This is a genomic window from Nostoc sp. S13 (assembly GCF_029379315.1).
Taxonomy (GTDB): Bacteria; Cyanobacteriota; Cyanobacteriia; order Cyanobacteriales; family Nostocaceae; genus Nostoc.
Window position 1 is genome coordinate 18791 of the sequence record NZ_JAQYWQ010000025.1, and the last position, 24901, is coordinate 43691.

Annotated in this window: 23 protein-coding genes and 1 pseudogene; 10 read left to right on the plus strand and 14 right to left on the minus strand. The window is 42.6% G+C overall.

All coding sequences use genetic code 11. From position 1 onward, the window contains the following. The first annotated feature begins 227 nt into the window (after positions 1–227). Complete coding sequence (locus PUQ00_RS10830; RefSeq protein ID WP_300415973.1) at positions 228–401, plus strand: hypothetical protein; 174 nt, start codon at positions 228–230, stop codon at positions 399–401. Here PUQ00_RS10830 and PUQ00_RS10835 read toward each other — a convergent pair. Next, positions 367–474 (minus strand): annotated as a pseudogene (locus PUQ00_RS10835) (IS701 family transposase); the annotation flags it as partial. The gene PUQ00_RS10830 and the pseudogene PUQ00_RS10835 overlap by 35 nt on opposite strands. A gap of 283 nt (positions 475–757) precedes the next feature. On the opposite strand from PUQ00_RS10835, the gene PUQ00_RS10840 reads away from it, so the two are divergent. Together PUQ00_RS10840 and PUQ00_RS10845 are read left to right on the plus strand one after the other, a co-directional pair. Beyond that, complete coding sequence (locus PUQ00_RS10840; protein ID WP_300415974.1) at positions 758–1162, plus strand: response regulator; 405 nt, start codon at positions 758–760, stop codon at positions 1160–1162. Positions 1163–1545: 383 nt separating this feature from the next. Beyond that, positions 1546–2394, plus strand: coding sequence for a class I SAM-dependent methyltransferase (locus PUQ00_RS10845; RefSeq protein WP_300415975.1), 849 nt, complete (start codon positions 1546–1548; stop codon positions 2392–2394). A 335-nt stretch (positions 2395–2729) separates the two neighbouring features. Here the strand turns inward: PUQ00_RS10845 and PUQ00_RS10850 are convergent, their stop codons facing one another. After that, on the minus strand, positions 2730–3635 hold the full coding sequence (locus PUQ00_RS10850; RefSeq protein ID WP_300415976.1) for a cation diffusion facilitator family transporter: 906 nt from the start codon (positions 3633–3635) through the stop codon (positions 2730–2732). An 841-nt stretch (positions 3636–4476) separates the two neighbouring features. Between PUQ00_RS10850 and PUQ00_RS10855 the strand changes: the two genes are divergently transcribed. Next, the gene (locus tag PUQ00_RS10855; protein WP_300415977.1) at positions 4477–4830 is read left to right on the plus strand and encodes a hypothetical protein; all 354 of its coding nucleotides are present in this window, start codon (positions 4477–4479) and stop codon (positions 4828–4830) included. 514 nt (positions 4831–5344) lie between these two features. Here the strand turns inward: PUQ00_RS10855 and PUQ00_RS10860 are convergent. The 4 genes from PUQ00_RS10860 to PUQ00_RS10875 form a co-directional block, all read right to left on the minus strand. After that, positions 5345–5581 carry a DUF4327 family protein gene (locus PUQ00_RS10860; RefSeq protein ID WP_069073690.1) on the minus strand — a complete coding sequence of 79 codons (237 nt, stop codon included), beginning with the start codon at positions 5579–5581 and terminating at the stop codon, positions 5345–5347. Positions 5582–5882: 301 nt separating this feature from the next. Beyond that, positions 5883–6071, minus strand: coding sequence for a hypothetical protein (locus PUQ00_RS10865; RefSeq protein ID WP_300415978.1), 189 nt, complete (start codon positions 6069–6071; stop codon positions 5883–5885). 481 nt (positions 6072–6552) lie between these two features. Beyond that, on the minus strand, positions 6553–6972 hold the full coding sequence (gene rbfA, locus PUQ00_RS10870; RefSeq protein WP_300415979.1) for a 30S ribosome-binding factor RbfA: 420 nt from the start codon (positions 6970–6972) through the stop codon (positions 6553–6555). Between the two features lie 123 nt (positions 6973–7095). Further along, positions 7096–7302 carry a DUF751 family protein gene (locus PUQ00_RS10875; RefSeq protein ID WP_190731327.1) on the minus strand — a complete coding sequence of 69 codons (207 nt, stop codon included), beginning with the start codon at positions 7300–7302 and terminating at the stop codon, positions 7096–7098. A gap of 165 nt (positions 7303–7467) precedes the next feature. Between PUQ00_RS10875 and PUQ00_RS10880 the strand changes: the two genes are divergently transcribed. After that, a complete protein-coding gene (locus PUQ00_RS10880) occupies positions 7468–8325 on the plus strand; it encodes a DNA adenine methylase (protein ID WP_300415980.1) in 858 nt (285 codons plus the stop codon). On the opposite strand, the gene PUQ00_RS10885 is transcribed toward PUQ00_RS10880, so the two are convergent. The 3 genes from PUQ00_RS10885 to PUQ00_RS10895 all read right to left on the minus strand — a co-directional run bounded on the left by PUQ00_RS10885 (position 8297) and on the right by PUQ00_RS10895 (position 11364). Further along, on the minus strand, positions 8297–8773 hold the full coding sequence (locus tag PUQ00_RS10885) for a PD-(D/E)XK nuclease superfamily protein (protein ID WP_300415981.1): 477 nt from the start codon (positions 8771–8773) through the stop codon (positions 8297–8299). The genes PUQ00_RS10880 and PUQ00_RS10885 overlap by 29 nt on opposite strands. A 303-nt stretch (positions 8774–9076) precedes the next feature. Beyond that, positions 9077–10297, minus strand: coding sequence for a HetZ-related protein (locus tag PUQ00_RS10890; protein WP_300415982.1), 1221 nt, complete (start codon positions 10295–10297; stop codon positions 9077–9079). 407 nt (positions 10298–10704) lie between these two features. After that, positions 10705–11364: an L-threonylcarbamoyladenylate synthase gene (locus PUQ00_RS10895; RefSeq protein ID WP_300415983.1), complete on the minus strand. Its 660-nt coding sequence runs from the start codon at positions 11362–11364 to the stop codon at positions 10705–10707. Between the two features lie 58 nt (positions 11365–11422). Here PUQ00_RS10895 and larC point away from each other — a divergent pair, with 58 nt between their 5' ends. Further along, positions 11423–12739, plus strand: a complete 1317-nt coding sequence (gene larC, locus PUQ00_RS10900) for a nickel pincer cofactor biosynthesis protein LarC (protein ID WP_300415984.1) — start codon at positions 11423–11425, stop codon at positions 12737–12739. Between the two features lie 261 nt (positions 12740–13000). Here the strand turns inward: larC and PUQ00_RS10905 are convergent, their stop codons facing one another. The 3 genes from PUQ00_RS10905 to PUQ00_RS10915 all read right to left on the minus strand — a co-directional run bounded on the left by PUQ00_RS10905 (position 13001) and on the right by PUQ00_RS10915 (position 18159). Next, complete coding sequence (locus PUQ00_RS10905; protein ID WP_300415985.1) at positions 13001–14608, minus strand: NAD(P)H-hydrate dehydratase; 1608 nt, start codon at positions 14606–14608, stop codon at positions 13001–13003. Between the two features lie 283 nt (positions 14609–14891). Beyond that, on the minus strand, positions 14892–17807 hold the full coding sequence (locus PUQ00_RS10910; RefSeq protein WP_300415986.1) for a glycerol-3-phosphate acyltransferase: 2916 nt from the start codon (positions 17805–17807) through the stop codon (positions 14892–14894). 175 nt (positions 17808–17982) lie between these two features. Beyond that, positions 17983–18159 carry a hypothetical protein gene (locus PUQ00_RS10915; RefSeq protein ID WP_181374256.1) on the minus strand — a complete coding sequence of 59 codons (177 nt, stop codon included), beginning with the start codon at positions 18157–18159 and terminating at the stop codon, positions 17983–17985. 241 nt (positions 18160–18400) lie between these two features. Here PUQ00_RS10915 and gatA point away from each other — a divergent pair, with 241 nt between their 5' ends. Continuing rightward, positions 18401–19861 carry an Asp-tRNA(Asn)/Glu-tRNA(Gln) amidotransferase subunit GatA gene (gene gatA / locus PUQ00_RS10920; protein WP_300415988.1) on the plus strand — a complete coding sequence of 487 codons (1461 nt, stop codon included), beginning with the start codon at positions 18401–18403 and terminating at the stop codon, positions 19859–19861. Positions 19862–20107: 246 nt separating this feature from the next. Here gatA and PUQ00_RS10925 read toward each other — a convergent pair whose 3' ends face one another. Beyond that, positions 20108–20563: a helix-turn-helix domain-containing protein gene (locus tag PUQ00_RS10925; RefSeq protein ID WP_300415990.1), complete on the minus strand. Its 456-nt coding sequence runs from the start codon at positions 20561–20563 to the stop codon at positions 20108–20110. 370 nt (positions 20564–20933) lie between these two features. Then, complete coding sequence (locus tag PUQ00_RS10930) at positions 20934–21668, minus strand: SDR family oxidoreductase (protein WP_300415992.1); 735 nt, start codon at positions 21666–21668, stop codon at positions 20934–20936. A 184-nt stretch (positions 21669–21852) separates the two neighbouring features. Here PUQ00_RS10930 and PUQ00_RS10935 point away from each other — a divergent pair, with 184 nt between their 5' ends. The 3 genes from PUQ00_RS10935 to argF all read left to right on the plus strand — a co-directional run bounded on the left by PUQ00_RS10935 (position 21853) and on the right by argF (position 24706). Continuing rightward, on the plus strand, positions 21853–22791 hold the full coding sequence (locus PUQ00_RS10935; protein WP_300416028.1) for an AraC family transcriptional regulator: 939 nt from the start codon (positions 21853–21855) through the stop codon (positions 22789–22791). Positions 22792–22965: 174 nt separating this feature from the next. After that, a complete protein-coding gene (locus tag PUQ00_RS10940) occupies positions 22966–23592 on the plus strand; it encodes a PadR family transcriptional regulator (RefSeq protein WP_300415994.1) in 627 nt (208 codons plus the stop codon). Positions 23593–23785: 193 nt separating this feature from the next. After that, a complete protein-coding gene (argF, locus tag PUQ00_RS10945) occupies positions 23786–24706 on the plus strand; it encodes an ornithine carbamoyltransferase (protein WP_300415996.1) in 921 nt (306 codons plus the stop codon). The last annotated feature ends 195 nt before the right edge of the window (positions 24707–24901 follow it).

The window sequence follows — 24901 nt, forward strand, 5'->3', positions numbered from 1 at the left end:
GTTTACTTAACTAAAAGCTCATCACTCTTTGTTATGCTTCAGATTCCTTGTAGTAGTTTAGATTCACATCCAGCAGTTTGCTTTTTTAATTAGGTATACCTTTTCAACTCAAGAGCCAGGTATAAAGAAAGCCTATTTTACTCCTGTTAGCGGAGCGGGGTGTAGCCCATTCTGACGCCTCGGCGGAGCAATCCCAAGCTCCGCTCCTGCTGTATTTTAAAATGGCAATGCCGACCTGGCTCGTTTTAAGCCTCGGCATTGCCTGTTTTTTGACTTTTGGTTTATTAAGAGCAAGAATGCCACAAATTGTAGCAGGAGCATTCTTTGGTGCTAATCTTCGCAATGAGAATGATGTTTATCTTCCTATTAACATAGATTCTTTTGCAATTCATACCAATTAAAAATTAAGTTTTCAGAACGCATTAACTCTAAGCAAATAAATGCGATTAGTGAGCAAAATAATTAACCTTGAATTAGATGGTGGCTGGAGAAATTGAGTTATTGTCTAGGAAAATAGGCGCGATCGCAGTAAAATTACCAATGGTGTGGTTAGAGAGAAAAAATAAGCAGATCATTAGACTTATCCACAAATAAACCTCAAAATAGCTGAAACCCTTACATAGCTGGCTTTTTAGCTTATATAAAACAGGAACCTCTAAAACCCTCTCCAGAGCTAGGTTTCAGCCAAATAAAGTTCTCATTTCCGGATAAGTCTATTAGAAAGAACTTTCATTTGATCAACGTTAATGGAGATGTTATGGAACCTGCTCTTCCCCTTGCTGGCTTAAACATTCTCGTAGTTGATGATGATGACGATAGCCGTTTTTACATTACTACCGTGCTGGAAGCTGATGGAGCCACGGTTATGGCAGTTGTATCGGCGGCGGTAGCATTGAAAGTATTACCTGAGTTGCAACCAGATGTCTTGATTTGTGATATTGCTATGCCTGGTGAAGATGGCTACAGCCTCATCCGCAAGATTCGGGCGTTGAAGCCTGATATTTGGGGAAAACTCCCGGCTATCGCCTTAACTGCCTATGGCGATAGCGAGTATCGTAGCCGTGCCCTGGAAGCAGGCTTTCAGACTCATGTGGCAAAACCAGTTGATCCCGGAGAACTAGTTGCGATCGTCGCTAATTTGATTGCTTCTTATAAGAGTTAATACTAGTCTACATACAATAGACATCTCCAGAAATTAGGTATCAGCCCAAGCTGCACAAGGTTTGTAGACTGGTTTTGGGATATGTCTAATAATTTCTTATTGATCAAGACTCAAAAGAGAGTTATTATCTCGATAGTTCTGCTACCCTCAATACTTTTCGGTTAAGGGAAAGGGAAATGGGAAAGAAAAACCTTTAACCCTTAACCTTTACCGCAAAACCGATTCCGAGTTAAAAATGCTTAACCGAGAAGTATTCTGCATTATCTGCTTGTCTTGGGTTGTTTCGGCAAAAGTTAGATTAACTACTCTTTTTGGCGAAGGTTTGGAACGTAAATATGTCATTTCAGCTTTTTACTTATCACCCTTCTAAGGATTGAATTTACATGAATAAGCAAGCTTTTACACATCCCTCTGTAAACTACAAATTTGATGAAGATAATTTTGCTGTAGAAGATGAGTCCCTTTCCCTTAAATACTTTGAGGAACAAATCATCGATTCGCAAAAGTACTGGCGGCGCTTCGGCGGTCGTCCCGACTTCTCCGGCAAAGTCGTCCTTGAGATTGGCTGTGGACATGGTGCCCTATCTATTGATGCAGCCATTTCGGGAGCGCAGCAGGTGATTGGCCTTGACCTGATTAGCGATCGCATAACATTTGCACGCCGTATCGTAGCAGAACGCTTCCCAGATATCGCTAACAAAATAGAGTTTCATCAGTTAGACATTGACAACATGACGACCCTTGACGGCAAGGTTGATGTCATAATTTCCAAAGACACTTTTGAACACATAATGGGTATAGATAGAATTCTTGTTTCAATCAAAAGGCTTCTACGAGAAGGGGGTTTGCTGATAACTGGTTTTAGTCCACTCTACTACAGCCCTTATGGCGATCATGGATTTCACGCAATCGGACAGCCCATCAAGCTACCGTGGGCGCATCTGATTCTTGGTGATGCACGTGTTGTCGCAGCTTACAATAAGTATCATGAGGCAGTCGAGTCCCATTCCGGAGTCGAGTGCCATTCGGTCTATGAGCTTGGACTCAATAAACTCACGCGCCGCGAGTTCCTGCAAGCCTTTGATCAGGCCGGATTTGCAATTGTTAGCGAGACCGTAAATGCTGTTCAAGGAGCTTCCAAATTGATGCCATTGCTTCGGCTTCTGAATAAAGTTCCTGGACTTGAAGATTACACAACTGTCAATATGTACGTTATAGCCCGTAAAATATAGTAGCTCCTCCAAGGGTATTAAAAGAGAATTCAGAATTCACAGTGCAACCAGTAGTGGATTTAGCGGGATTTAGCGGAAAGTCGGAGCGGCTGCTTCCGGCGATCTGTTAGCCACGCAAAAGCATCACTTTCCAATAGATATCCGTTACTGTGAAAATTAACCCCGATACCACGGCTCGACTGAGCGCTCAGTCGAGCCATCGCCCAAAATTTAATTAGAAAATTCTGGCGACGGCATCTTTATTCTTTCTTGTTAAAAAAATTGGTAATTCGTAATATCCTACGGGTATAAGGTTTCCGAGCATCAGAACAGGGCCTAATTTAGAATTGATGAGATTATTTTGCTCCAGTTTCAAAGCTAATTTGCTCAGACTTATATGCTGGTGGCTCGACGTGAATTAAAATCCTGACTGGACGGAACCTTTCTTCTAATCGGCTTTCTACTTCTTCGGTGATATTGTGGGCGGTTTCTACGTCTGGTGCATCTACTATTAAATGCATTTCAATGAACACTTGGCGACCAAGAACACCGCGAGAAGCAATATCATGACAGTTAATTACCCCTGGAACAGAAGTAGCGATCGCATGAATTACTTCTGGTGCGATCGCTATTTGATCCACAAGCCAAGGCAAATTCTCTTTTAAAACTGACCAACCACTCCAAAATACCAACAAAGCCACAGGAAAAGCTAACACCAAATCCATCCATTGATAACCTAGCCAAACTCCTACCAAGCCGCTAATTACAGAGATTGTCACCCAAATATCGCTCATTGTATGTGTAGCGTCAGCAATGAGAATTGAGCTACCTACCCGCCTACCCACAGCACGTTCGTAAAACGCCACAAAAATATTCACGCCCAGCACAATTAGTAATAACCACAACTCAGGTGGCGATATTTTTATAGGTTCATCACCACCTTTGAGAATTCGCTCGATTGCTCCTTGCAGAATTTCAAAACAGGCTATTCCTAAAAATGAGGCAATTCCTAAAGCTCCTACTGCTTCAAATTTGTGGTGTCCGTAGGGATGCTCGCGATCGGGTTGTGGAGAAGAAAATTTACTCGCAATTAATCCTAAAACGTTGTTGGCGCTATCTGTGACACTATGCAAGGCATCAGCTAGCAAACTCAAAGAACCTGTCCAGTAGCCCACAAGTGCTTTCAATCCTAGTACAAACAGGTTGAGCAGTAGAGTAATAGTTAAAACCTTTCGCACTTCGGCGCGGTTATCGTAAGTCATGGATAATTTATCACATCAAGTTCTACGACTTCTAATGTAGAACTCAAAATACAAATAAACACAAATAAAGTGTATCAAAGTCTTACGCAGTAAGAGTTAAGTCTCTCTATAGTCTCTATGTTTTATCCTAATTTATTGAGATTCTTTTTAACTAATAGTAGCTACAAGCTAGATAGGCATTAGTAATGGCTTTACAGATAACAGCGTATTTTTAGCATTAATTCCAGGAATATTTTAATTAATTTTGTTATTCATACGTCCATTTAGTCCAGAACAGATTGTATTAAAAATACTATAAATGCCATCAGTGGTCTGTTTCAAATTGGGATCATTTGTTTTGTGGGGTTCGTATTGAGCAATTTCTCGCTGAATTTCAATGGTTTTAATCCTTGGCTTGAGCGCCCAGGCGCTGACTACGAACCTCACAAAGTTGCCTTGCCAGAGTACTAAGAGGCTATTTATAAAGTAAATATTAAGTAGGGTGTGTTACGGCTATGCAAGAATTTGGGAGTTCGAGAGAGTGAGAAGTAGCCGTAACGCACCATGTTTCTCGGTGCGTTATAGCAACGCTTAACGCACCCTACAATTTAAGGTTTACTTTATAAATCATCTCTAAGTAGGTGGGCAAAGAAATTTATTACTATGTAATTGCGAAGGTAGCAAAGGGAAGTGAAGCAATCGCAAGGGTTTTGGACAATTTACATTTTCTCATATAGTTAGATTTATTTGTGTTTACCTACTTAGTGGTCTTTAAAGAAGACGCGGCAAACTCTCAGAGTGGGATTCAGACCCCTCCTTCCGGTAATATTAGTACTTATGAAGAAGTTTTAATAAAAAACATATGTCTTCAATTCCTTTAAGGTTGAATCTAATTGAAGGTTCTGTGTCTTTCAGTTTTTCACCCCAAGCAGCACGAGAATTAAAGACAGCGACGGATCAACTCATGGAGCGCTTGAAGGCTGTCGCCGCTAAACCTACTCCTGGCGGCGGTAAAGTCATTCCCCAACCTCCCCTAGAGTATCGTTATACAGGTGAAGTATTTTTAGAAATTTTCTGTAATCCTAATATCTGGCCGACGCCCTTCGCAGCCAAAGTTTTGCTGACTGTCCGCAACGTCAACATCCGCTTGACTACTGAAGCTGAACTTACCCGCATCATTGAAGACATTAATCAGTATTTGGAGCAAGTAGGATAATAGTTCACATGATTTTTCTATGCTTTTCGAGATTTTTTCCGAAAAAATACGATCCAAATTTGCGATTTTGCGAAAGTTGAGCCAGTTGCTTGCGGAGGTTTCCTGGTTTGTAGCAACTGGTGTCGATTAGCCCAACTTTGCAAACTTTTCAAGACGGATTTTGGCTTTGAACACCAAGCAGACTATAGCTTGTGATCTAATGAATTGCAAGTCAAAAGCAAAGTTCCTACACTTACCTATCGGGTAAATGTAGGAACCTCATAGAATCTACATACTAGATTCAAGCTGTAGCACCAGATATACAGAATAAATGCTTCTGATGCCTTCTTTCACTTGAAAAGTTGTATAAATTCAAACTCCAATACTTCTGTATAATGAAAAACGCAAGATTCTGTATGGGGCAATGCTCATCAAAAACCAGAGATTATTCCCCTGATTGGGCGGCAAATCGTTGATTGTGACATCCACACATCAAAAATAAACTCCCAATCCCAAATCCGAAATCAAACATTGATTAGTCGTTGTCCCACTGTTCACGACCAATTAGGTCGCCAATGCGATCGCGTAATAAAAAGTCACATTTCTCTAATTCACATTCAACGCAAACCCACTCTCTCGCTGGAATGTATTGGCAGAGGGTATATATTGGCTGTTGTCTGCTAATCATTCCCTTTTGCACCAGTCGGCGTGCTTCGTCTTGAATCACATCTAGAGAGTAGTAATTGATAGAAGGCACCGTATTCACACTCATGGTTTTTACTCACAAATTAACACTTACGATAGTATTCCCGTTAATAATTAGGAACAAACATGACAGAAATTAGACTTGTGGCTAGCATTTTGTAGTTTGCTATACGGAACTATTTTTATTTTGACGCTACATCTCCTGAAATTATCTCAAGAAATGTTAAGAAAGTCAACAAATACTGACATATCGGCAGAATCCGCTTTACAAAAAAAATTCCAAGTAGTTAACTTAACATGCTTATGCAACTGTATGACTTTGATGCCATAAGTTTGAAAGTCTTGCCATTACTGTGTTTAGGCAAGATTTAGCGGTTGGGAAGAGTTGAGGGCGCGTCACCGATAGCGTCGCGTAAAGCCTTCTCTTCTCCCAAAGGGAGACGCACTCGCGTTCGAGAGGCTTGTCTACGACACGCTTCGCGAACGCCAACAGCATAGCTTCCCTTAGAGCGACGGAGGAGCGTCACAGCCCGCCGCAGGTATCGCTTACATATCAAATAATCACCTTAAAATCGGATCTAGAACTGCTGGTATTTATCTAAGGATAAACAACACAAGAATATTTGTCAGACACTGGGGTATAAACTATTGCAAAACATAACGACTAAAATATACGATGAAAGCTTTTACACTAGTATCTGTTAAGATTTTCTTAAGCAAATCCGTAATTACTTAGGTTAATTTCAGCACTCATATTAAACAGTTTTCCTTAGATAAACATCAGTAAGAGGGAGGAGTAAAGGACTTGCAAATAAAAAAATATGCGATCGCTATGGGAGCAGGGGAAGCAGAGGGAAAGGGAGAATACTAGAGTAGAGACGAAAGTCAAGACAAACAGAAAGCGTATATATGCAACTACTGAATCCCTGAATTAGATTATGGTTACATTAAAACAGACGTGATCTCGTCACGTCTGTAAACTGTTTGGCGGATTTGCTGAGATTAATTGTTCTGAAGTTACATTGTTGTTTTAGTTACTTATTCGGAGAATTCCTGATCATTTTGCTCAGTGCTGTCTTCTACTGATACCAGATTTTCTGGCGGACGCTGATGGTTAAGTTGGTCTAGTAGTGCTAATACCTTATTACCGCGTTCTATAGAGCGATCTTCGAGAAAAATGACCTCTGGTGTTCGACGTAGCCGTATCCGCGCCCCAAGTTCGCTGCGGACGTAACCCGTGGCCGACTTTAAACCTGCCATTGTTTCTACCTTAGCTTCATCTGTACCATAGATACTGACGTAGATTTTGGCGTGTTGGAGATCGCCAGAAACATCAACATCAGTAACACTGACCATTCCTGTACCCACACGGTCATCCTTAATGCCGTTGAGCAGCATTTGGCTAACTTCCCGTTTAATCAGTTCAGAAACGCGGGAAACCCGACGATTTGTAGCCATAAAAATTTCGCCTCATCACAGAGGTTGTACGACAAAAATAGATGCAAGTTGGGTAGACAGTACTTAGCGGGAGCAACGCCAAGAGCAACCGTCTGTGGGGCATAGCCCCGATATAGCGCTAGTCTAGATTGTACTCAAGCCCAACATTGCCCGTAGGGTGAGAGTCAGGAAGACTAGGCTGCTCACAAATAAACCCAAGATAGCGATCAAGGTGACTGGGCGCTTCAACAGTGGCACTAATGGCGCAAAGGTGTTCAGAAACAGTCCTAAGACGATACTAATTAAGTACCGGGGGTAGCGAAAGACGTTATCCCAAAATCCGTCAAACATCTGAATGTAAACTGCCTTGTTATATACTTACGTTTGTTTTGATCTGCTTTATCTACTCAATTGTAATCTATGCAGCTGGAAAATTAGCCAGTTAATATAAAATATGGCTCGTCGGTTATATTGGCTTTATTTAGTCACGATTATTTTCAGTTAAATCGGAAGTAAATGGTAATTCAAATCCCCAAGGAAAATAGCCCGCGTCCATTTTTGAAGTGGGCAGGGGGTAAAAGTAGGTTGATACAGCAATATATTCCTTATTTTCCTAAGAGTTATAAAAATTACTATGAACCATTCTTAGGTGGTGGTGCTGTTTTTTTCTATCTCCAACCAAATGCAGCAATTTTAACTGATATTAATGCCGAATTAATTAACACTTATTGTTGTGTTAGAGATGATGTTGAGGAATTAATTTCTATATTAAAAGAGCATAAAATCCGACATAATAAAGAATATTATTATAGTGTTAGAAATGACTTTGGGGGTACTGATTTAGAAAAAGCTGCTCGTCTAATTTATCTTAATAAAACTTGTTTTAATGGTCTTTATCGAGTCAACTCACAGGGTAAATTTAATGTACCTTTAGGCAGATATGAAAATCCTAATATTTGTCATGAAAACTTACTGCGAGTAGCCTCGGTAGCACTTTCTCACGTAGAAATTCAACAAGCAGATTTTACAGAAGTCCTAAATCATGCGACTAGCAGTGATGACTTTGTATTTTTTGATCCGCCCTACCATCCTATCAGTGGCACTAGCTATTTTACTGCTTATAGTCAAAATTGTTTTAGTAAAAAACACCAAGAACTTTTAAGAGATACTTGTGCAGAGTTAGCAAGTCGTGGTGTCAAAGTTATGGTCTGTAATTCTGATAGTGAATTTATTAAAAAAATTTATACTGATATCAATTTTGAAACTTACAAAATCAAAGCAGCGCGTTCAATTAACTCAAATATAAAAAATAGAGGCATGATTAACGAACTATTAATTACATCTTTTAAAGATTTTTATTTGCCCAAGCAATGAACCTGTCTAAGCTATAAACTGCTAATAAATTATGGTTATCATTAACTCTTGATTTTAGCCATTTACTTGCGCCTTCTCGCATACCTTCACCGCCTAAAATCACGATAGTTGGTGTAGGGTAATAGTGCTGAATGTTCATATTCAAGTAAGGGAACTTTTCATCAACCGAACCGGGACTTTCTTGCCATTTGCACTCGAAAATTAAACCAGATGGCATTATAGGTGAGCCAACAACATAAAAATCAACCTTCAGATCGGTATGATAAATTCCAGTTCCAATATAAATTTCTTTTCCATAACGTTTTGGTAATAAAGTAGCATTTAGAATAAATTCTTTTGGGACATAGTTCCCTACTTGGAAATAATTATGCCCATTCAAGATTGCTTCTACATTTCCTTCTAAAATATTCCCAGACTTATTTGCCCGTCCGCCTTGAGTCAGAGCCATCCTCAATCCCTCTGCCAAAAGTCCTGCTTATTATAGGATTTCACAGAAGCAGTAACAAATGGTTAGTTACTTAATATGAATTTTTGATTTTGACTAAACAAGGTTGGATTAATAGGTAAAAAATCCGAAGATTTTAGTATTTTTGTACTAAATAAATACAAATGTATTAATAATTTGGATAAAAAACGAGTTACTAATTTAGGCAAGTATGAAAGGAATGGAATTTTCCTTTTCTCTTTACCCCTTAACCTTTCTAATAGCTGGAATTGAGCTTGGATAAATTTTAGTGATTTCGCCTTGACTTCAACCTGTCTGAGCTTCAGTATGACCGTTGCGGATAGCCCATGCTATTTCTAAAAGTTGAGTCCAGCGCTTTTGTAACTGTTTGGGGGTGCATTTGATCGCTTTGGCGATCGCAGCGTCATTTTCCCGTGCAGTTTTTAACTGTAATAGTTGCTGTTGCTGTTCTGTGAGTTGATTCACAAAGATTTCCCACTGCGGGGAAGATAAACCCAACTTTTGCTCTAAACCCGCACCTAACCATTGATGTACCAATTGCCAGTGGTGTTGTTTGGCAAACTTTTCAACGTGGTATTTAAACCGTTGTTGGAGATAGTCGCGCTGACGGCTGGTTAAACCGAGAATTTGGTCAATTTCTGGGGCTGAGAGGTCTTGAAGTTTCAAGCTGAGGTAGTTCATACAGTCAGATTGGCCTTGAGACTCCAGATATTTCATCAATTCAGTGATGACGCGATCGCGTTCTGATTCTTCTGATGGATCGAAATTAGTTTGGGCAATCATCTGCGATCGCAGCTGTTGCACTGCCGAGTTACGCTGGTAAGATTCTGCTTCTTCACCCTTAGCAGACTCCACCGCCATTTCAATATCCACGGTAGTTTCTTGGGGCTGACGACGAGCAAAACCTTGGGCCCGCAAGATAATCAATTGCTGATTTGCACCACCAGGTAAATTGATCCGGCGTTTGGCGTACTGCTCTGTAAAAGACATATATTCAGCTAATTGCAGCTGAGTACGCGGCGTGTGATTATCTGGTAGTTCGTTTTCTCTGCGGAAAGCTTTGATCGCTTCAATATAAAATGCTTGTAAAAAATCTTCAATTAGGCTGTAACGAGCATCAAAGCCTAACTCAGAGCCAGATGTAGTTACATGACGGTAAACCATAGCACCCAAATTGCTATGTAATTCCACCCGCCCTTGTTTAGAACCTAGTTGGTAGTAACGTAAGCACTTTTGCATCCGATGCCTTCCCAACGTCATCTGCCAGGATTTGATTTCCCCAGATGTTTGAATACGGGAGCTTTTATCGCAAATGCGTTCTACTTCTATGGCTATGCGCTTTGCTAAAGCTTCTACGCACTTGGGTGCTGCTTTAACTTGCCCTTGCATTTCCTCACATAGCAATTCAATCAAGGTTTCGCTACTGCTGTCTGAAAATTCTTCGGTCGAAAGATGGTTCTCAAAAATGGGTCTAGAGTTCGGTAGATTGACGACGTTAGCTTTCATGACTTTTCCAGGTAGTAGTATTGCACCGTAATTACAACGCAGACACAGCAATCAAGACCATGCAAGGCTTGTGAATCTTTGGGCATTCATCCATCAAAACTTGCCGTATGTAATGCTCACATCTAAAGCTCATATATAAAACTGTAGGAAATACGAAAGAGTTATAGTTATGGCAATGTGTCGGTTTTTTTCACAAGCCACCACATTGACGCTGACACACGAGTACTCGCCATTTTCTTAAAGTTGTCAAATACCTTGCTGTGCCAACTGTTGCCACCATCTTGTTATATCCACTGCATCACCGAACAGCCCGTCGTAGACATCGCATCAAATATGACAATTTCAAAACTGGAGTCGTTTTTATCACAATTTCCGAAACAAAGAGGTGCGCCTGTGAAGTGGAATTTTTATACCCATGCTGCTGCTGCTTCCCAACCTAAACCCCTCCGTATCATTACTGCTTCGTCTCCGGTCATATCCAAGATGGTAGACACTTCATATGTAGGTTCCTCGCCAGTGTCTATAATTATGTCTACCAACTTGTCCAAACGGTCAAATAGCTCTACCCGCGACTGAACAGTTTCTTTCTCTATCCGAATCATGCCATTATCTGCTTCATCTGGTGGCAGATGTGCTGAAGTTGAAATAATCGGATTGCCCAACGCTGCCAGTAACTCCAAACACACAGTATGGTTTGGGACTCTGATTCCAGTAGTTTTCCGCTTGGGGCTTTGCACCAATCGCGGTACTAACTTAGTCGCTGGGAGCAAAAACGTGTACGGCCCTGGAATCAGGCGTTTCATAATTCGATAGGCTGTGTCACTTACGAAGGCATAAGTTGCCACATTTGAAAGCGAGGGACATAAAAATGTCAGTGGTTTATCATTTGCTAGCTGTTTAATTTGCCGCACTCGTTCTACCGCCGACTTGGCATTCAAATCACAACCGATCGCATAGACTGTATCAGTAGGGTAAAGCATGACTGCGCCACTAGAAAGCGCCGACTTTATTTCCTCTATTCGGCGAATTTGAGGATTATCCGGATGAACTGGGAAAATTTTTGCCATAGAGGAACAGGGGATTGGGAATAAGGGAGAATAACTAATGACTAATGATTAATTTATTATGAATAAAATTGCTTATCTTCAATGTCCGACAGGGATTTCTGGTGATATGTGCCTGGGTGCTTTGGTAAGTTTGGGTGTTCCTGTGGAGTATTTAATTGAAAAACTCAATGGGTTGGGAATTGAACAGGAATATCAGTTAAGGACAGAACTTGTCCAACGCAATGGTCAGCACGCGACTAAAGTCCATGTGGATTTAGTAGACGATCATCACCACCACGATCGCGAACACAGTCACCATCACACACGCCACTTGCCAGAAATAGAGGAAATGATTATCAAAGCAGGGTTGCCAGCATGGGCAGAAGCTTGGAGTTTGGCGGTATTCCAACAGCTAGCAGTAGCAGAAGGGGCGGTACATGGCATCGCCCCTGAAAAAGTTCATTTTCATGAGGTGGGTGCTGTAGATGCGATCGTAGATATTGTGGGTACTTGCCTGGGATTAGATTGGTTGGGGATTGAGAGCAATGAAGAAGGATGGCCCTTACTTTATTGCTCGGCGTTCCCGACTGGTGGCGGCACTGTTCGGGCTGCACATGGTCAGATGGCAGTACCAGTACCAGCGGTATTAAAGCTGTGGGAAATGCGGGGTTGTCCAGTTTATAGCAATGGCATTGACAGAGAACTAGTGACACCAACAGGAGCCGCGATCGCCACTACTTTGGCAAGAGATTTTGGTTCACCACCTGCGATCACTATCAAGCAGGTAGGACTGGGAGCAGGAACCATAAATTTACCCATTCCCAATATTCTACGCCTCTGGCTGGGTGAAAGCGTAAGTTTACAGTCCAATTTTAGTAATTCTGAAGACACTATCGTAAATTTAGAAAATTTGAGCGATTCTGAAAATACTACCGCAAATTTAGAAACGATATCAGTACTAGAAACCCAAATTGATGATTTAAATCCGCAAGCGATCGGCTATGTGTTTGAGGCGTTGTTTGCGGCTGGTGCGGTGGATGTTTTTACCCAGGCGATCGGCATGAAAAAGTCCCGTCCAGGGATTTTGCTGACTGTGATTTGTCATCCAGAAAATTTACTCAGTTGTGAAGCGGTTTTATTTAGTGAAACCACTACTTTGGGCATTCGGCGAACAACTCAGCAACGCGCCATTTTACAACGGGAAATTCAACAAGTGGAAATTGAATATGGCAAAGTGCGTGTCAAACTAGCATGGAAGGGACAATCACCACAAAAAGTTATTGCTAATGTGCAGCCAGAATATGAAGATTGTGCAGAGTTAGCTCGAAAACATAATATTCCCTGGCGCGAAATTCAACGGTTGGCGCTACAGCGTTGGTATTTAGTCAATGGCTGATACAAATTCCTCAGGCATTGCGGCAAGAGACAGAAGGCAGTTTTCTGTAAGCTCGAACTGCCTTCCTCGATAAAATTCATACCTTAATAGTCATTGTCAGCCACACAAATCCCTTTACATTTGATACCGTTAGTAACGGTGCGCTGACAATGAGAACATAGAACTTTCTCGTTTTCTGTTTCTTGATTTATCTTTAAACTAGTACTTGCCTGTAATTTTTCTTTTTGGATCTGGATATTTAGAGTCATAGTTAAAAGCCGTTTAATTACTTAGAACTTTAATTAAATATTGTGTCAATGTAAACGCATCTAGACCCAATTCGGTACGCTCTTGGGCTGCTAAAATACCGGCTTGTGAATGCCACCAAGCGGCAGTTGCCACAATATCTTCTATGGGAATCTGTTTAGTTGCTGCTTGCGCTAACAATCCACCTAGTAGCCCAGTTAACACGTCGCCGCTACCGCCACGCGCTAAGGCAGGTGTACTTTCAGGAACAATCCAAACGGCACCTTCAGGGTTTGCGATCGGAGTTCTCGCGCCTTTCAACAACACTACCACCCCACCTTGCGCCGCCGCTTGCCGTACTGCTTTTACTCTGTCATGTTTGGCATCGGCGACATCAGGAAACAATCGCTCAAATTCCCCAGCGTGGGGTGTGAGTACGGTTACTCCTTGACGTTTTTTTAATGTGGCGATCGCTCCCATTTGTGCCAAGATATTCAAACCATCGGCATCGAGAAGCAAAGGGCGATTGCTGTTGATCACTTCTTGGACAATGGGAGTGGCATCTTGGGTTAAACCCGGGCCACAAGCGATCGCATTAAAGGAACTCAGATCGGTTTTTTCTGGTAATTGCAATTGGGCGATGGCTCCGGTTTCTGTCTCTCGACAACCGACAATTAGCGCTTCTGGCAAATGCGACACCAAAAGGGGTTTTAGAGATTCGGGTACTGCGATCGAAAGCATCCCCACACCACTTGCCCTCGCACCCAAACCAGTTAAAATTGCTCCACCTGCATAGCGCCGCGAACCGCAAATCAACAGTAAATGTCCTTGCTTATATTTGTGGGTAACAGCTGGACGGGGTAGAGGTAGAGTCGCAAGTGCCGTTGCTGGTGTAATACGTTTAATTCTGGGTGTATCTTTTAGAACAGCTTCTACATCAGCTAAAGGAATATCAAAATCGATTAACTCAGCTTTGCCGAGATATTCCAGCGCCTGATCTTGTAAGAAAGCTAGTTTCCATATACCCAAGCAAAAAGTGTGAGTGGCGCGAATTGCAGTTCCTAATACTTCGCCTGTGTCGGTGTGTAAACCTGAAGGTAAATCGATGCTATAAATCGGTACAGACAATTCATTTAGCTGATTAATTGCAGAAGCGATGGGATCAGTGAGATTTCTTTCTAAACCATACCCAAACAAGCCATCAATCAACAAATCAGAATTTGGCAGTTGCTCAATTGTTTGATAAATTGGAATGCCCAAATTCTGAGCATATTGCAAGTGCTGCGAAGTTAATTCCTTAAGCTTAGAAAAAGGAGAATAAATCCAAATCTCATACCCACGAAAGTGTAATTCACGGGCTACTACTAAAGCATCCCCGCCATTATGGCCGGGGCCAACAAGAATTCCAACACGAGATCCCCCCGCCTGTGGCGACCCCCTTAAAAAGGGAGTGTTTGAAGGAATATAGCCCCACTTTTTAAGGGGGGTTGGGGGGATCTCTTGAATGCGACGGGCAATTAATCCCGCAACCTTTTCCATCAAAGCTACTACAGGCATTCCTGCCGCAAAGATCCGTTCTTCAATATCGTGCATCTGCCCAGCAGTCACTACCACTTGCGAAATTTTTTCTTGCCTGTTCTGCATCAGTCCTAAGTGCTGAGTTATTGAGTTTGGGATAACTGAAACTTTAGCAGATTTTAAATAACCTCAAGCAGCCTAACGACCAAACTGCGATCGTTAAGGAATAAGAATTAAATAACATATGATTTATGTCCCTGGCTTACCTCACCCTCAATCGCTCTCCTTATAAAGGAGAGGGAAGCTAGATACAGGATGAAGTTTTGCATTTTATTTAATTCACCTTCCTAAATGATTTAGAACAGCTGTTTGATGCTAGAAGATTTGGTGTTTATCGATGAAGCTGGAGTTAAGATGGTCTTAAATCGTTAGATAATTCCACAATACCCCTAGACCCATCAATCCTAACTCGTTGACCATCTTGCAGGAGCCATGTAGCGCCTCGAACATCCATCACAGCCGGAATCCCATATTCACGAGCCACGATCGCACCGTGAGAAAGCCGTCCACCAACTTCGGCAATTAATCCTCCAGCCCTTAATAATAAAGGTGCCCAGCCGGAATCTGTGTAAGGTACTACCAAAATCGTATCTCGGTCAATCTCTGGCAAGTCTTGTAAATTTCGCAACACCTTCACTTTACCTTCGGCTTGTCCGTGACTGGCTCCAATGCCTTGTAAGATTTGGTCAGAGTAGATCACAGAGGGAGCTAAGGGGTGAGGGGGTGTATTGCCGTAAACTAAAAAGGGTACTTGGATGATCTCGCTATCTTGCCGGAATTGCGATCGCCTCAATTCTATTAACTTATCCAACTGCTGAATTAATCTGGAATCTCCACCCACAGCTAGACGGCGCACTTCATCAAAGTTTAGAAAAAAGATATCTCCTGTTTTCTTGAGTAAACCGGACTTTAGCCAAATCTTTTCTAAAGCGAGAAAACTCCAACGCAATTCAGCCAAAAGCCGGGAATAAACTTCGGTAACTCGTCCTTTGATATCTACACGCCGTTGCACAAAAGAGCGTTTGGGCTTATCGGCAAAGATGCTATTAATCGCGTCTTTAGCGCCTGATTGTGGTTCGTTACCCTGCATTAACTGCACAAACATCTGCTTAATCATCTGGGGATTCTCTCGCCAAGTGGTAACGGAGATATCAGTTCCCACTTCACTTAAATAGCCGTAATCCTGAAGCAATTCGTTAAATTCTTGTAGGATCTTCTCTCCCTCTGGGGTTTGCTTTAATTGCTCAAATACCTGCTGTGGCTCAAACTTAAGCAATACCTCCTTGGCATCTGTAGCTATTGCACTCAGCGATCGCAATGCCGCGATCTCTGGGGTAACGCTGTGATCAATTTGGTCATCCTTCACCCGAAAAATTCCCTGGCGGAGGGCAACGCTCAAGGGAGCTAAAATACTGTAATACGTACCATGACGCAGCAACTCCAAAATAAAGTCAATTCTTGCCAACAGCTTGGATGGTTCCAAGTAATCTATATCTGACTGCGCCAACTGCGACAACCCAGGAATGAACCGTTTGTGATAATCCCGCTTGAAGTCTTTTTCTAAACTTAATTCCCGCTTCAGCAACTTCCCTAGTCCTGGCAAATTTTCCCAAGTTGACTCCCAAGACGGCTTACTTAATTTAGCTCCTCTGGTTAAAAATTCCAAACTTGACGATGGCAGTCCCATGCGGAGAAAAATATCTCCTAACAGGGATGCATTAAAATAAGCTCTGGAATAGTGCAGAGTTGCTGTTTCGGCGAAATCTAACCCCAAAGTGCGTTCGCCCAAAACTAAAGTAAAAAGTTCTCCCCAAACTCCACAAGTTAAGGGACGATTAATCGACCATGTTAAGGGGTGAATTACTCCGGGAATCACTTCCGCGGCGATTTTGCGTGTCCACATGGGCAGCAGAGTAGTAATCGGTCGTGCTTGCAACACCCAGAGTGTTTGACCGTCATAACTCCACTCTATATCTTGAGGAGTGCCATGATAACGTTTTTCGAGTCGGTAGGCTAAGTATGCAACTTGCTTGATTAATGCTTGTGGTACTCGTCCTTCACCCTCTAATTGTACAGAGGAAGAATTTTCTGTTTCCAGGACAAAAGCGCGATATTGTTCTGGTGTAACTTTTCCCGAAACAACTTGCGTCGGGCTGCCTAGAAGGGCTTCAATGATGATTGCGTCACCTTGCTGAGTAACGGGATCGCGGCTGAAAGCAACACCAGAATAGATACTCTGGACTTGTTGTTGAATTAACACAGCCATTGCTGTATCATTTAAGCCGCGATCGCGCCGATATTGCACGGCAGATGGATGATTGTAGGAAGCTTGAACTTGGGCGATCGCTGACTGCAATGCCTGTGGACTGATCACATTTAAAACTGTTTCATACTGCCCAGCCGCAGAAGAGTGTTCTGAGTCTTCTCCAATGGCAGAAGAACGAACCACCAAGGGAGATAATTCTGATGGCTGGAGAAATTCTGTCAATAGTTCGGGATCGTCGATTGGGGGAAGTACCCACCCCTTTGGGACTGGATAGCCCCAGCGCTTAATTTGAGATAATGTCGCCGCCTTTTCTCCGACAATGGCAGCATCCAACTCTTCATCTAGAGAAACCATCGTGCGTTGGCGTAGCCCGTCGTAGACATCGCTGCGTAAAAATTCCAACATCGCTTGCGATTCTGTTTGTGCCTGTTGGGCTGGCAGATTCAGATCATCAGGAATTTTTGTATAAATCCAGCCCATTAAACCAGCTAAGGCAACAGCAGCAAACATTCTGGGGATATCGCTAATGTGCAGAAGCGCCACAAATAGAGGAAAGAGAAGCAAAACCCCAAATTTAACGACCTGTCTTGATTGCAGAATTGTAAAGCTAATACCTGCAAAGAAAAATACAAACATTGCCACTAGTGGATCATGTACCACAAATCCCCAAACAACATTTGTCGTACCTGCCCCTCTGCCTATCGAGTATCTACCTATTACTAGAGCGATGAGGGCAATCAATTCCCAAAACGATCCATCTGGGAAGAAAACGCGGGTGAGTAAGACTGCGGCAACTCCTTTAAAAGCTTCTGACAAGACTGCCAGAATTCCCACAAACCTACCGCCGTGATAAAAGGCAGCTGATACACTGATGTTTCTTGTACCAACTTGTGATAATCGTTTGTGCGTAAGCGCGTAAGTAATCCATGCAATCAGGGGTAATCCGCCCAAGAGGGGGCAGACAATTAAAATAACTAAGATACCCCAAGGTTCAAACATTCTGGATTTTGGATTTTAGATTTAAATTTTCCATCTAAAACCTCAAATCTAAAATCTAAAGTTTTTCTGAAATTTTTGATGGTTAATAGGGCGTTTTTATTTACTAGTTGTTAAATGGACACTTGGCTACGACGGAAACCGTTTTTGCCAGTGTCCTTTTAGGCTACTAATGGTTTTAGTTTAGCGCATAGGCAGCTTGCAGCGCCCAGATGATCAGAGCAGCGATCGATCCCAGAAGCAACACGGTAGAGATAGTGACTACTTTTGGAGAATCTGCACCCTCAAATTTCATAATTCCTCGATTTAAGTCGGACATAGCTTTGTAATCCTCTTTTGTTGGAGCATGAAACATTTGTCCGTCTTGATTGTAGTCCTTCTATTTACGGATGATGTTAAATTCCTAATATTATTTTGTTTAAGCTTGGCAATTTTTCCATCACCATAATTACTTATTTCTTTAGAGGTATTAATCTTATTTTTACAATGATGGGAAGCAGGGGAGCAGGGGAGAAATAACTAATGCCCAATACCCCATACCCAATCTTGGTCAATATGTACTAAAATCAAGGACTTGAGTCACAAAGAGAGCAATCATGGCATCCATCCGCGAGTTGCACCAACAACTAGTTAAAAAAGAACGTTCTGCCGTTGAAATTACCCAAGAAGCTTTAGAACGCATTCAAGCGTTAGAGCCAAAATTGCACAGCTTTTTATGTGTGACAGCAGAACGGGCATTAGAGCAGGCGGGTGCTGTGGATGCCAAAATTGCTGCGGGAGAAGAAATTGGGCTGCTAGCAGGGATTCCTGTGGGAATCAAGGACAATTTATGTACCAAGGGAATTCCTACCACCTGCGCCTCCCGAATTTTGGAAAATTTTGTGCCGCCTTATGAATCAACGGCGACGCAAAAACTGGCAGATGTTGGGACGGTAATGGTAGGTAAAACCAACTTGGATGAGTTTGCAATGGGTAGTTCCACCGAAAACTCTGCATACCAAGTCACGGCTAATCCTTGGGATTTATCACGAGTTCCGGGTGGTTCTTCGGGAGGTTCGGCGGCGGCGGTGTCGGCCCAAGAATGTGTGGTTGCTCTTGGTTCTGATACTGGCGGTTCGATTCGCCAACCAGCATCTTTTTGCGGTGTGGTGGGAATGAAACCGACTTATGGTTTGGTTTCTCGTTATGGTTTGGTGGCTTACGCTTCGTCTTTGGATCAAATTGGGCCATTTGCAAACACAGTAGAAGATGCTGCAATATTATTAAGTGCGATCGCCGGTTACGATCCCAAAGACTCTACCAGCCTGAAAGTTGCTATTCCCAACTATGCCGCCAGCTTAAAACCAGACTTAAAACCCAGAGGTCAACTAAAAATTGGGATCATTAAAGAAACTTTTGGTGAAGGTTTGGACTCTGTAGTGGAACAAGCTGTTACTAAAGCAGTAGATCAACTACAAAGTTTGGGAGCGGAGATTCAGATAGTATCCTGTCCCCGCTTTCGCTATGGTTTACCTACCTACTACATCATCGCCCCCTCAGAAGCGTCAGCAAACCTGGCTCGTTACGATGGCGTTAAATATGGATACCGCGCTCCTGATGCGGATAATCTGCTATCGATGTACACTCGTACCCGTGCCACAGGTTTTGGTACAGAAGTCAAACGCCGGATTATGATCGGCACTTACGCACTTTCGGCTGGCTATTATGATGCCTACTACCTGAAAGCTCAAAAAGTCCGCACCCTGATTAAACAAGACTTTGAAAGGGCTTTTGGCGTGGTTGATATCTTAGTTTGTCCCACATCTCCCACTACAGCATTCAAAGCAGGGGAAAAAACTACTGACCCCTTGAGTATGTATTTAACTGACTTGATGACTATTCCTGTGAATCTTGCTGGTTTACCTAGTTTAAGTTTGCCATGTGGTTTTGATGATCAGGGGCTACCGATAGGATTACAACTAATTGGCAATGTGCTGCGAGAAGACCAACTGTTTCAGGTAGCTTACGCTTATGAGCAATCCACTACTTGGCATCTGCGTAAACCGGAAATATCTTGAAAATGGGCATTGGGCAATTCAATTTTAGATTTGGGATTTTAGATTTTGGATTAAATTTTAATTCTTTAATACATCTTAAAAAGTTTGCTCAAACTCTTCCACCCCCCTTCGGGTGAACCACTTTGCTTATGCCGGTAAACCCGTCCACCGCAAGTGGTTCACCCCACGCAACTTTTGTCTCCGACACGCTACGCAAACGCAAAATCTAAAATATAAAATTTTTACTCCCCACTTTCTCATTACTGTTCACCGATTAGTGACCATTGACTGTTGACCATTGACTTTTGGAGTCAGGGTTTCAGATGTAATTTGTGGTGGATTAAGTGTATATAAAAGACCAGCAGATGCAGCTACTAATAATAGAATGTAGGTAACAACAAGAGGTATGTATATATTTGCTTTATTATCTGAATTATTATGATTATTATTGGAGTCTTGGCGGACAACATTGCTTATAAGAGCATGTGATAAAGCATTTCCATCCAGTCCTAAAGCATCTCCATAGCGACGGATGAATCCTTGAACAAAAATAGGCTCAGGCAATTCTTCAAACCGTTCTTCTTCTAAAGCTTGCAAAACACCTGCTCGAATCAGTGTTTGAGCAGCTATTTTTTCTATGGGTATAGATTTTTCTTGTCTAACTTGTCGCAAGTGTGTGGTTATTTCCTTTAGCTGTTCTGCTTGAGCTTGGTTTAAGAACATCACTGTCTTCTCCTGCATGGGCTTACTATTCATATAGTTAGTGAGAAGACTTAAATGTGCATACGTATTTTTACTGAATAATTGTTTTTAGTAAAAAGTTTTTTGAGAATGGTTAAAGCCTAGATTTAAAAATCTAGAGCTGCCAATACTCAGTATTTATTCTATTTAGATGTATACTTTATAATAAAACTAGGGTATAGAAATTAATAAGCTGCAATTTATAATACAAGTATTTTCCCAACTGCTACTCTGGGCTGGGATAATTGCAGCGATCGCTATTACCAAAAGAGAGAGTGGGGAAGAAGCAGGGAGTAGGGGGGAAAGAGCTAATTTTTAATTCTTCCCAATGCCCAATGCCCAATGCCCAACGTTAGAATGGGCTTGCCGTCGGGCGGATAATCACTTCATTGACATCGACATCATCCGGCTGGGACACAGCATACAAAACGGCTCTAGCGATCGCTTCCGCAGTGAGCGCAGTTTTGCGGAGTTCTTTCAAGAAGCCTTTTGCTGACTCCTCCGTGATATCAGAGCCAAGTTCAGTCTTAACCACGCCAGGGGATATGATTGTAACGCGAATATTTTTCGATTCTTGACGCAATCCTTCGGATATGGCCCAAACAGCGTATTTTGTCGCGGAATAGACTGCGCTCGTAGGGCCCACCATATGCGCGGCGATAGATGCGGTATTGATAAACTGTCCACCACCTTGCGCTTCCATGATCGGCAAACCCGCAGCAATACCATTCAACACGCCGTGGATGTTCACATTAATCATGTTGTCCCACTCTTCGACTTTCAGGGCAGTCATCAGCGATAGGGGCATCACGCCTGCATTGTTAAAGATGACATCGACGCGACCAAACTTATCTTTGGCGAAGTGAATGAACGCTTTCATATCCTCACGATTCGCGACATCCACCGCTTTGAATTCTGCTGTATTACCCTGGTTACGGATTTCCTCGATAATCTTTTCTAGCTTTTGGGTGCGCCGTGCCCCTAGAACAACGTTTGCACCGTTTTTGGCGAGTAACTTAGCGGTGGCTTCACCGATGCCGCTACTGGCTCCAGTGATCGCAATGACTTTATTTTCTACGTTTAACATGGTTATTTTTTCCTCTGTTGAGGTTGATTTGAATTTTGGATGTGTTCATCGTATGAGTAAGTGCAAAGGTTTGAAATACACAGACCTCGCGGTTTATTGCCTAATTCTCCAAATCAAGATTTTATCCATAGATATTGATGTTCTACAATGCGTAAGTCCTAGATGATTAAATTAATCGAAAAACATTGTGGCGATCAAAATCATCAACCAAGTCATAAACCAAAGTGCGATCGCTCATCAATGTCAAGAATTGGCGGCACTAGTCACTCGTCACACCGATGGCAAAGGGAACGGTTTTCATAAAACAGCTATTGAGCAGCTGGAATTTCAGCGAGAATCATCTGTTTCCACTACACTACAGGGTGTCTGCGAACCTATCCTCGCCATCCTTGTGCAGGGCAAAAAGGAAGCGTTGCTGGGTGAGGAAACTTATCTTTATGGCGCGGCTCAATATCTGGTCGTCTCGGTTGATTTGCCACTGAGCGCGTTTATTGTTGAGGCAACCTTAGACCAACCGTATTTAGGATTCAAGCTGAATCTAGATCCACGTCAACTCTGCGACATTATTACTGCTCAAACCAGTGTGATTGAGGGTAAGAAGAAGAACTCTGTCAGAGGCTTATTTGTCAGCACCGTCGATACACCATTGCTCGATTGTGCTATGAGACTGACACGGCTTTTGGATACGCCGCAGGATATCCCTATCCTAGCGCCGATGATTATCAGCGAAATCTATTATCGCCTTTTAATGGGTGAACAGGGCGAAGCTGTCCGCCAGATTGCGACATCTGGCAGCAACATGCAGCGCATCGCCGAGGTGATAAAACTCATCAAGGGTGATTTTACAAAGCCGATGCGGGTTGAGGAGCTAGCTGGGCAGGCAAATATGTCTCCTTCATCTTTCCATCACCATTTCAAGTCAGTGACATCAATGAGTCCGCTTCAATATCAAAAGCAATTAAGACTATTAGAAGCACGTCGCCTGATGCTTGCCGAAAACTCCGATGCCGCCAATGCTGCCTATCAGGTGGGTTATGAAAGCCCCTCACAGTTCAGCCGCGAATATTCCCGCATGTTTGGTGCGCCGCCAGTAAGGGATATTGAACGTTTACGCACAGCCTGAGCATAGACTGTCTAAGCCTTCATCAGCTTTGATTAGCTTTGGGTTGCCGCAGGCATCGCTTGTAGTGTTGGCATAATTCCTTACTTCAAAAATCTTCATCAAAATTCTATTCCGATATATCGCGATATATTCCGATATATCGTATAGTAGAGAAAGTTGATTTGAGATTCATTTATGTTTAGACACTTTCGGTCACGTTTAGGGACACCTGCATGGGCAGGAGTTAATGAAGACGATTCATTGTTTGTCAGGTCTTGGTTTGGGCATGGCAAGCATCATGGTAGAGATCATGGCAAACACTTCGGCAATGAAATGTTTGGTCGTGGTTGGGGAGATGAACATCGGACTCGCAGAGGTGACATCAAGTTCATCCTGCTGGAATTGTTATCCGAGCATCCTAGTCATGGTTACGACCTGATTAAAGAGATGGAAACTCGTTATGGTGGTTTCCGTCGCCTCAGTCCTGGCTCAGTGTATCCAACACTGCAATTACTGGAGGAAGGTGGTTATCTTAAGAGCGCACAGGAAGGTGGCAAGCGGATTTACACGATTACGGATGAGGGTAGACAATTATTGGCAGAACGTGCCCAACAGGAAACTTCAGACTCTCCTTGGGATACCTTTAAAAGTTTCGTGACAGGTAAGCCCCAAGAGTTTATTGAGTTACGAAATGCCGCAACAGAATTAGCTGCTGTAGTGGTGCAGGTTGCTCGCAGTGGCAATATGGAGCGAATAAATCAGGTGCGTGAGCTTTTAGAGCAAGTTAAACGGGAAATTTACGCGATTTTGGCTGAAAAGTAAGTGGCGTACAGATGTAGAGGCGTACAGCTAGCTGTGCGCCCTATATCATAGGTATTTCGTAATAATGGTATTGCGATCGCACTTCACACCTAGGCTGGACGCAAAAATATCTGATCCAGTTCTCAAACTATATCTTTTTGACACTGCCGGTAAAGCAACAGAAATATATAATTGTTGTTTACACATCACAAGCATGGCAGTGTTGATCGGACGAGATTTATTAAGTCTGGCGGACATCAGTCCAACAGAACTTCAAGAACTCCTGCAATTGGCAACTCAACTTAAATCACAACAGTTGAAGTTGCAGTGTAATAAAGTTTTGGGGTTATTGTTCTCCAAAGCTTCAACTCGGACGCGGGTAAGTTTTACTGTGGCGATGTATCAACTGGGTGGACAAGTAATCGATCTCAACCCCAATGTCACTCAAGTTAGTCGCGGGGAACCTTTGCAGGATACGGCGCGGGTGTTAGATCGATATCTGGATATTTTGGCAATTCGCACTTTTGCACACCAGGAGTTGAAAACTTTTGCTCACTATGCCAAGATTCCGGTAATTAATGCGCTGACTGATGCAGAACATCCCTGTCAGGTATTAGCGGATTTATTGACGATTCAAGAAGGCTTTGGTAGTCTTGCTGGGTTAACTTTAACCTACGTGGGCGATGGGAACAATGTGGCTAATTCTCTGATGTTAGGCTGTGCTTTGGTGGGGATGAATGTTAGAATTGCCACTCCTAGCGGATATGAGCCAGATTCTCAGATTGTAGAACAAGCAAGAGCGATCGCTAATCATAAAACTGAAGTTATCCTCACTCATGATCCAGAATTAGCCGCTAAGGGAGCTGCTGTACTTTATACTGATGTTTGGGCGAGTATGGGGCAAGAAGCAGAAGCAGATAACCGGATGCCAATTTTCCAGCCTTACCAAATTTCAGAGCAGCTATTAAGCCTTGCTGATCCAGAGGCAATTGTTTTACACTGTTTACCAGCCCATCGTGGTGAAGAAATTACCGAAGCAGTTATTGAAGGTTCTCAATCACGAGTTTGGGAACAGGCAGAAAATCGTTTGCACGCCCAAAAAGCTTTGCTTGCAAGTATTTTAGGGGCAGAATGAAAGGAGAGACGCGATTAATCGCGTCTGTACAAGAGTCAGAATGGCGAGTGTGCGGCTGGCTCTTGACTACTTAAAATTTGTAAAAATCAAGAATAAATGGGTAAAAGAAAGAAAATATTCTTGCTTTTGCCTTTTATATTTTTACTTTTCTCTTGTTATGGGGAGTTTTTTGTAGTACTAATGTTCTAGAGACAT

Bases quoted from the DNA above. Each gene is read 5' to 3' on its own strand.
- PUQ00_RS10830 (WP_300415973.1), top strand. From the start codon at position 228: ATGCCGACCTGGCTCGTTTTAAGCCTCGGCATTGCCTGTTTTTTGACT.
- PUQ00_RS10840 (WP_300415974.1), top strand. From the start codon at position 758: ATGGAACCTGCTCTTCCCCTTGCTGGCTTAAACATTCTCGTAGTTGAT.
- PUQ00_RS10845 (WP_300415975.1), top strand. From the start codon at position 1,546: ATGAATAAGCAAGCTTTTACACATCCCTCTGTAAACTACAAATTTGAT.
- PUQ00_RS10850 (WP_300415976.1), bottom strand. From the start codon at position 3,635: ATGACTTACGATAACCGCGCCGAAGTGCGAAAGGTTTTAACTATTACT.
- PUQ00_RS10855 (WP_300415977.1), top strand. From the start codon at position 4,477: ATGTCTTCAATTCCTTTAAGGTTGAATCTAATTGAAGGTTCTGTGTCT.
- PUQ00_RS10860 (WP_069073690.1), bottom strand. From the start codon at position 5,581: ATGAGTGTGAATACGGTGCCTTCTATCAATTACTACTCTCTAGATGTG.
- rbfA (WP_300415979.1), bottom strand. From the start codon at position 6,972: ATGGCTACAAATCGTCGGGTTTCCCGCGTTTCTGAACTGATTAAACGG.
- PUQ00_RS10875 (WP_190731327.1), bottom strand. From the start codon at position 7,302: ATGTTTGACGGATTTTGGGATAACGTCTTTCGCTACCCCCGGTACTTA.
- PUQ00_RS10880 (WP_300415980.1), top strand. From the start codon at position 7,468: ATGGTAATTCAAATCCCCAAGGAAAATAGCCCGCGTCCATTTTTGAAG.
- PUQ00_RS10885 (WP_300415981.1), bottom strand. From the start codon at position 8,773: ATGGCTCTGACTCAAGGCGGACGGGCAAATAAGTCTGGGAATATTTTA.
- PUQ00_RS10890 (WP_300415982.1), bottom strand. From the start codon at position 10,297: ATGAAAGCTAACGTCGTCAATCTACCGAACTCTAGACCCATTTTTGAG.
- PUQ00_RS10895 (WP_300415983.1), bottom strand. From the start codon at position 11,364: ATGGCAAAAATTTTCCCAGTTCATCCGGATAATCCTCAAATTCGCCGA.
- larC (WP_300415984.1), top strand. From the start codon at position 11,423: ATGAATAAAATTGCTTATCTTCAATGTCCGACAGGGATTTCTGGTGAT.
- PUQ00_RS10905 (WP_300415985.1), bottom strand. From the start codon at position 14,608: ATGCAGAACAGGCAAGAAAAAATTTCGCAAGTGGTAGTGACTGCTGGG.
- PUQ00_RS10910 (WP_300415986.1), bottom strand. From the start codon at position 17,807: ATGTTTGAACCTTGGGGTATCTTAGTTATTTTAATTGTCTGCCCCCTC.
- PUQ00_RS10915 (WP_181374256.1), bottom strand. From the start codon at position 18,159: ATGTTTCATGCTCCAACAAAAGAGGATTACAAAGCTATGTCCGACTTA.
- gatA (WP_300415988.1), top strand. From the start codon at position 18,401: ATGGCATCCATCCGCGAGTTGCACCAACAACTAGTTAAAAAAGAACGT.
- PUQ00_RS10925 (WP_300415990.1), bottom strand. From the start codon at position 20,563: ATGTTCTTAAACCAAGCTCAAGCAGAACAGCTAAAGGAAATAACCACA.
- PUQ00_RS10930 (WP_300415992.1), bottom strand. From the start codon at position 21,668: ATGTTAAACGTAGAAAATAAAGTCATTGCGATCACTGGAGCCAGTAGC.
- PUQ00_RS10940 (WP_300415994.1), top strand. From the start codon at position 22,966: ATGTTTAGACACTTTCGGTCACGTTTAGGGACACCTGCATGGGCAGGA.
- argF (WP_300415996.1), top strand. From the start codon at position 23,786: ATGGCAGTGTTGATCGGACGAGATTTATTAAGTCTGGCGGACATCAGT.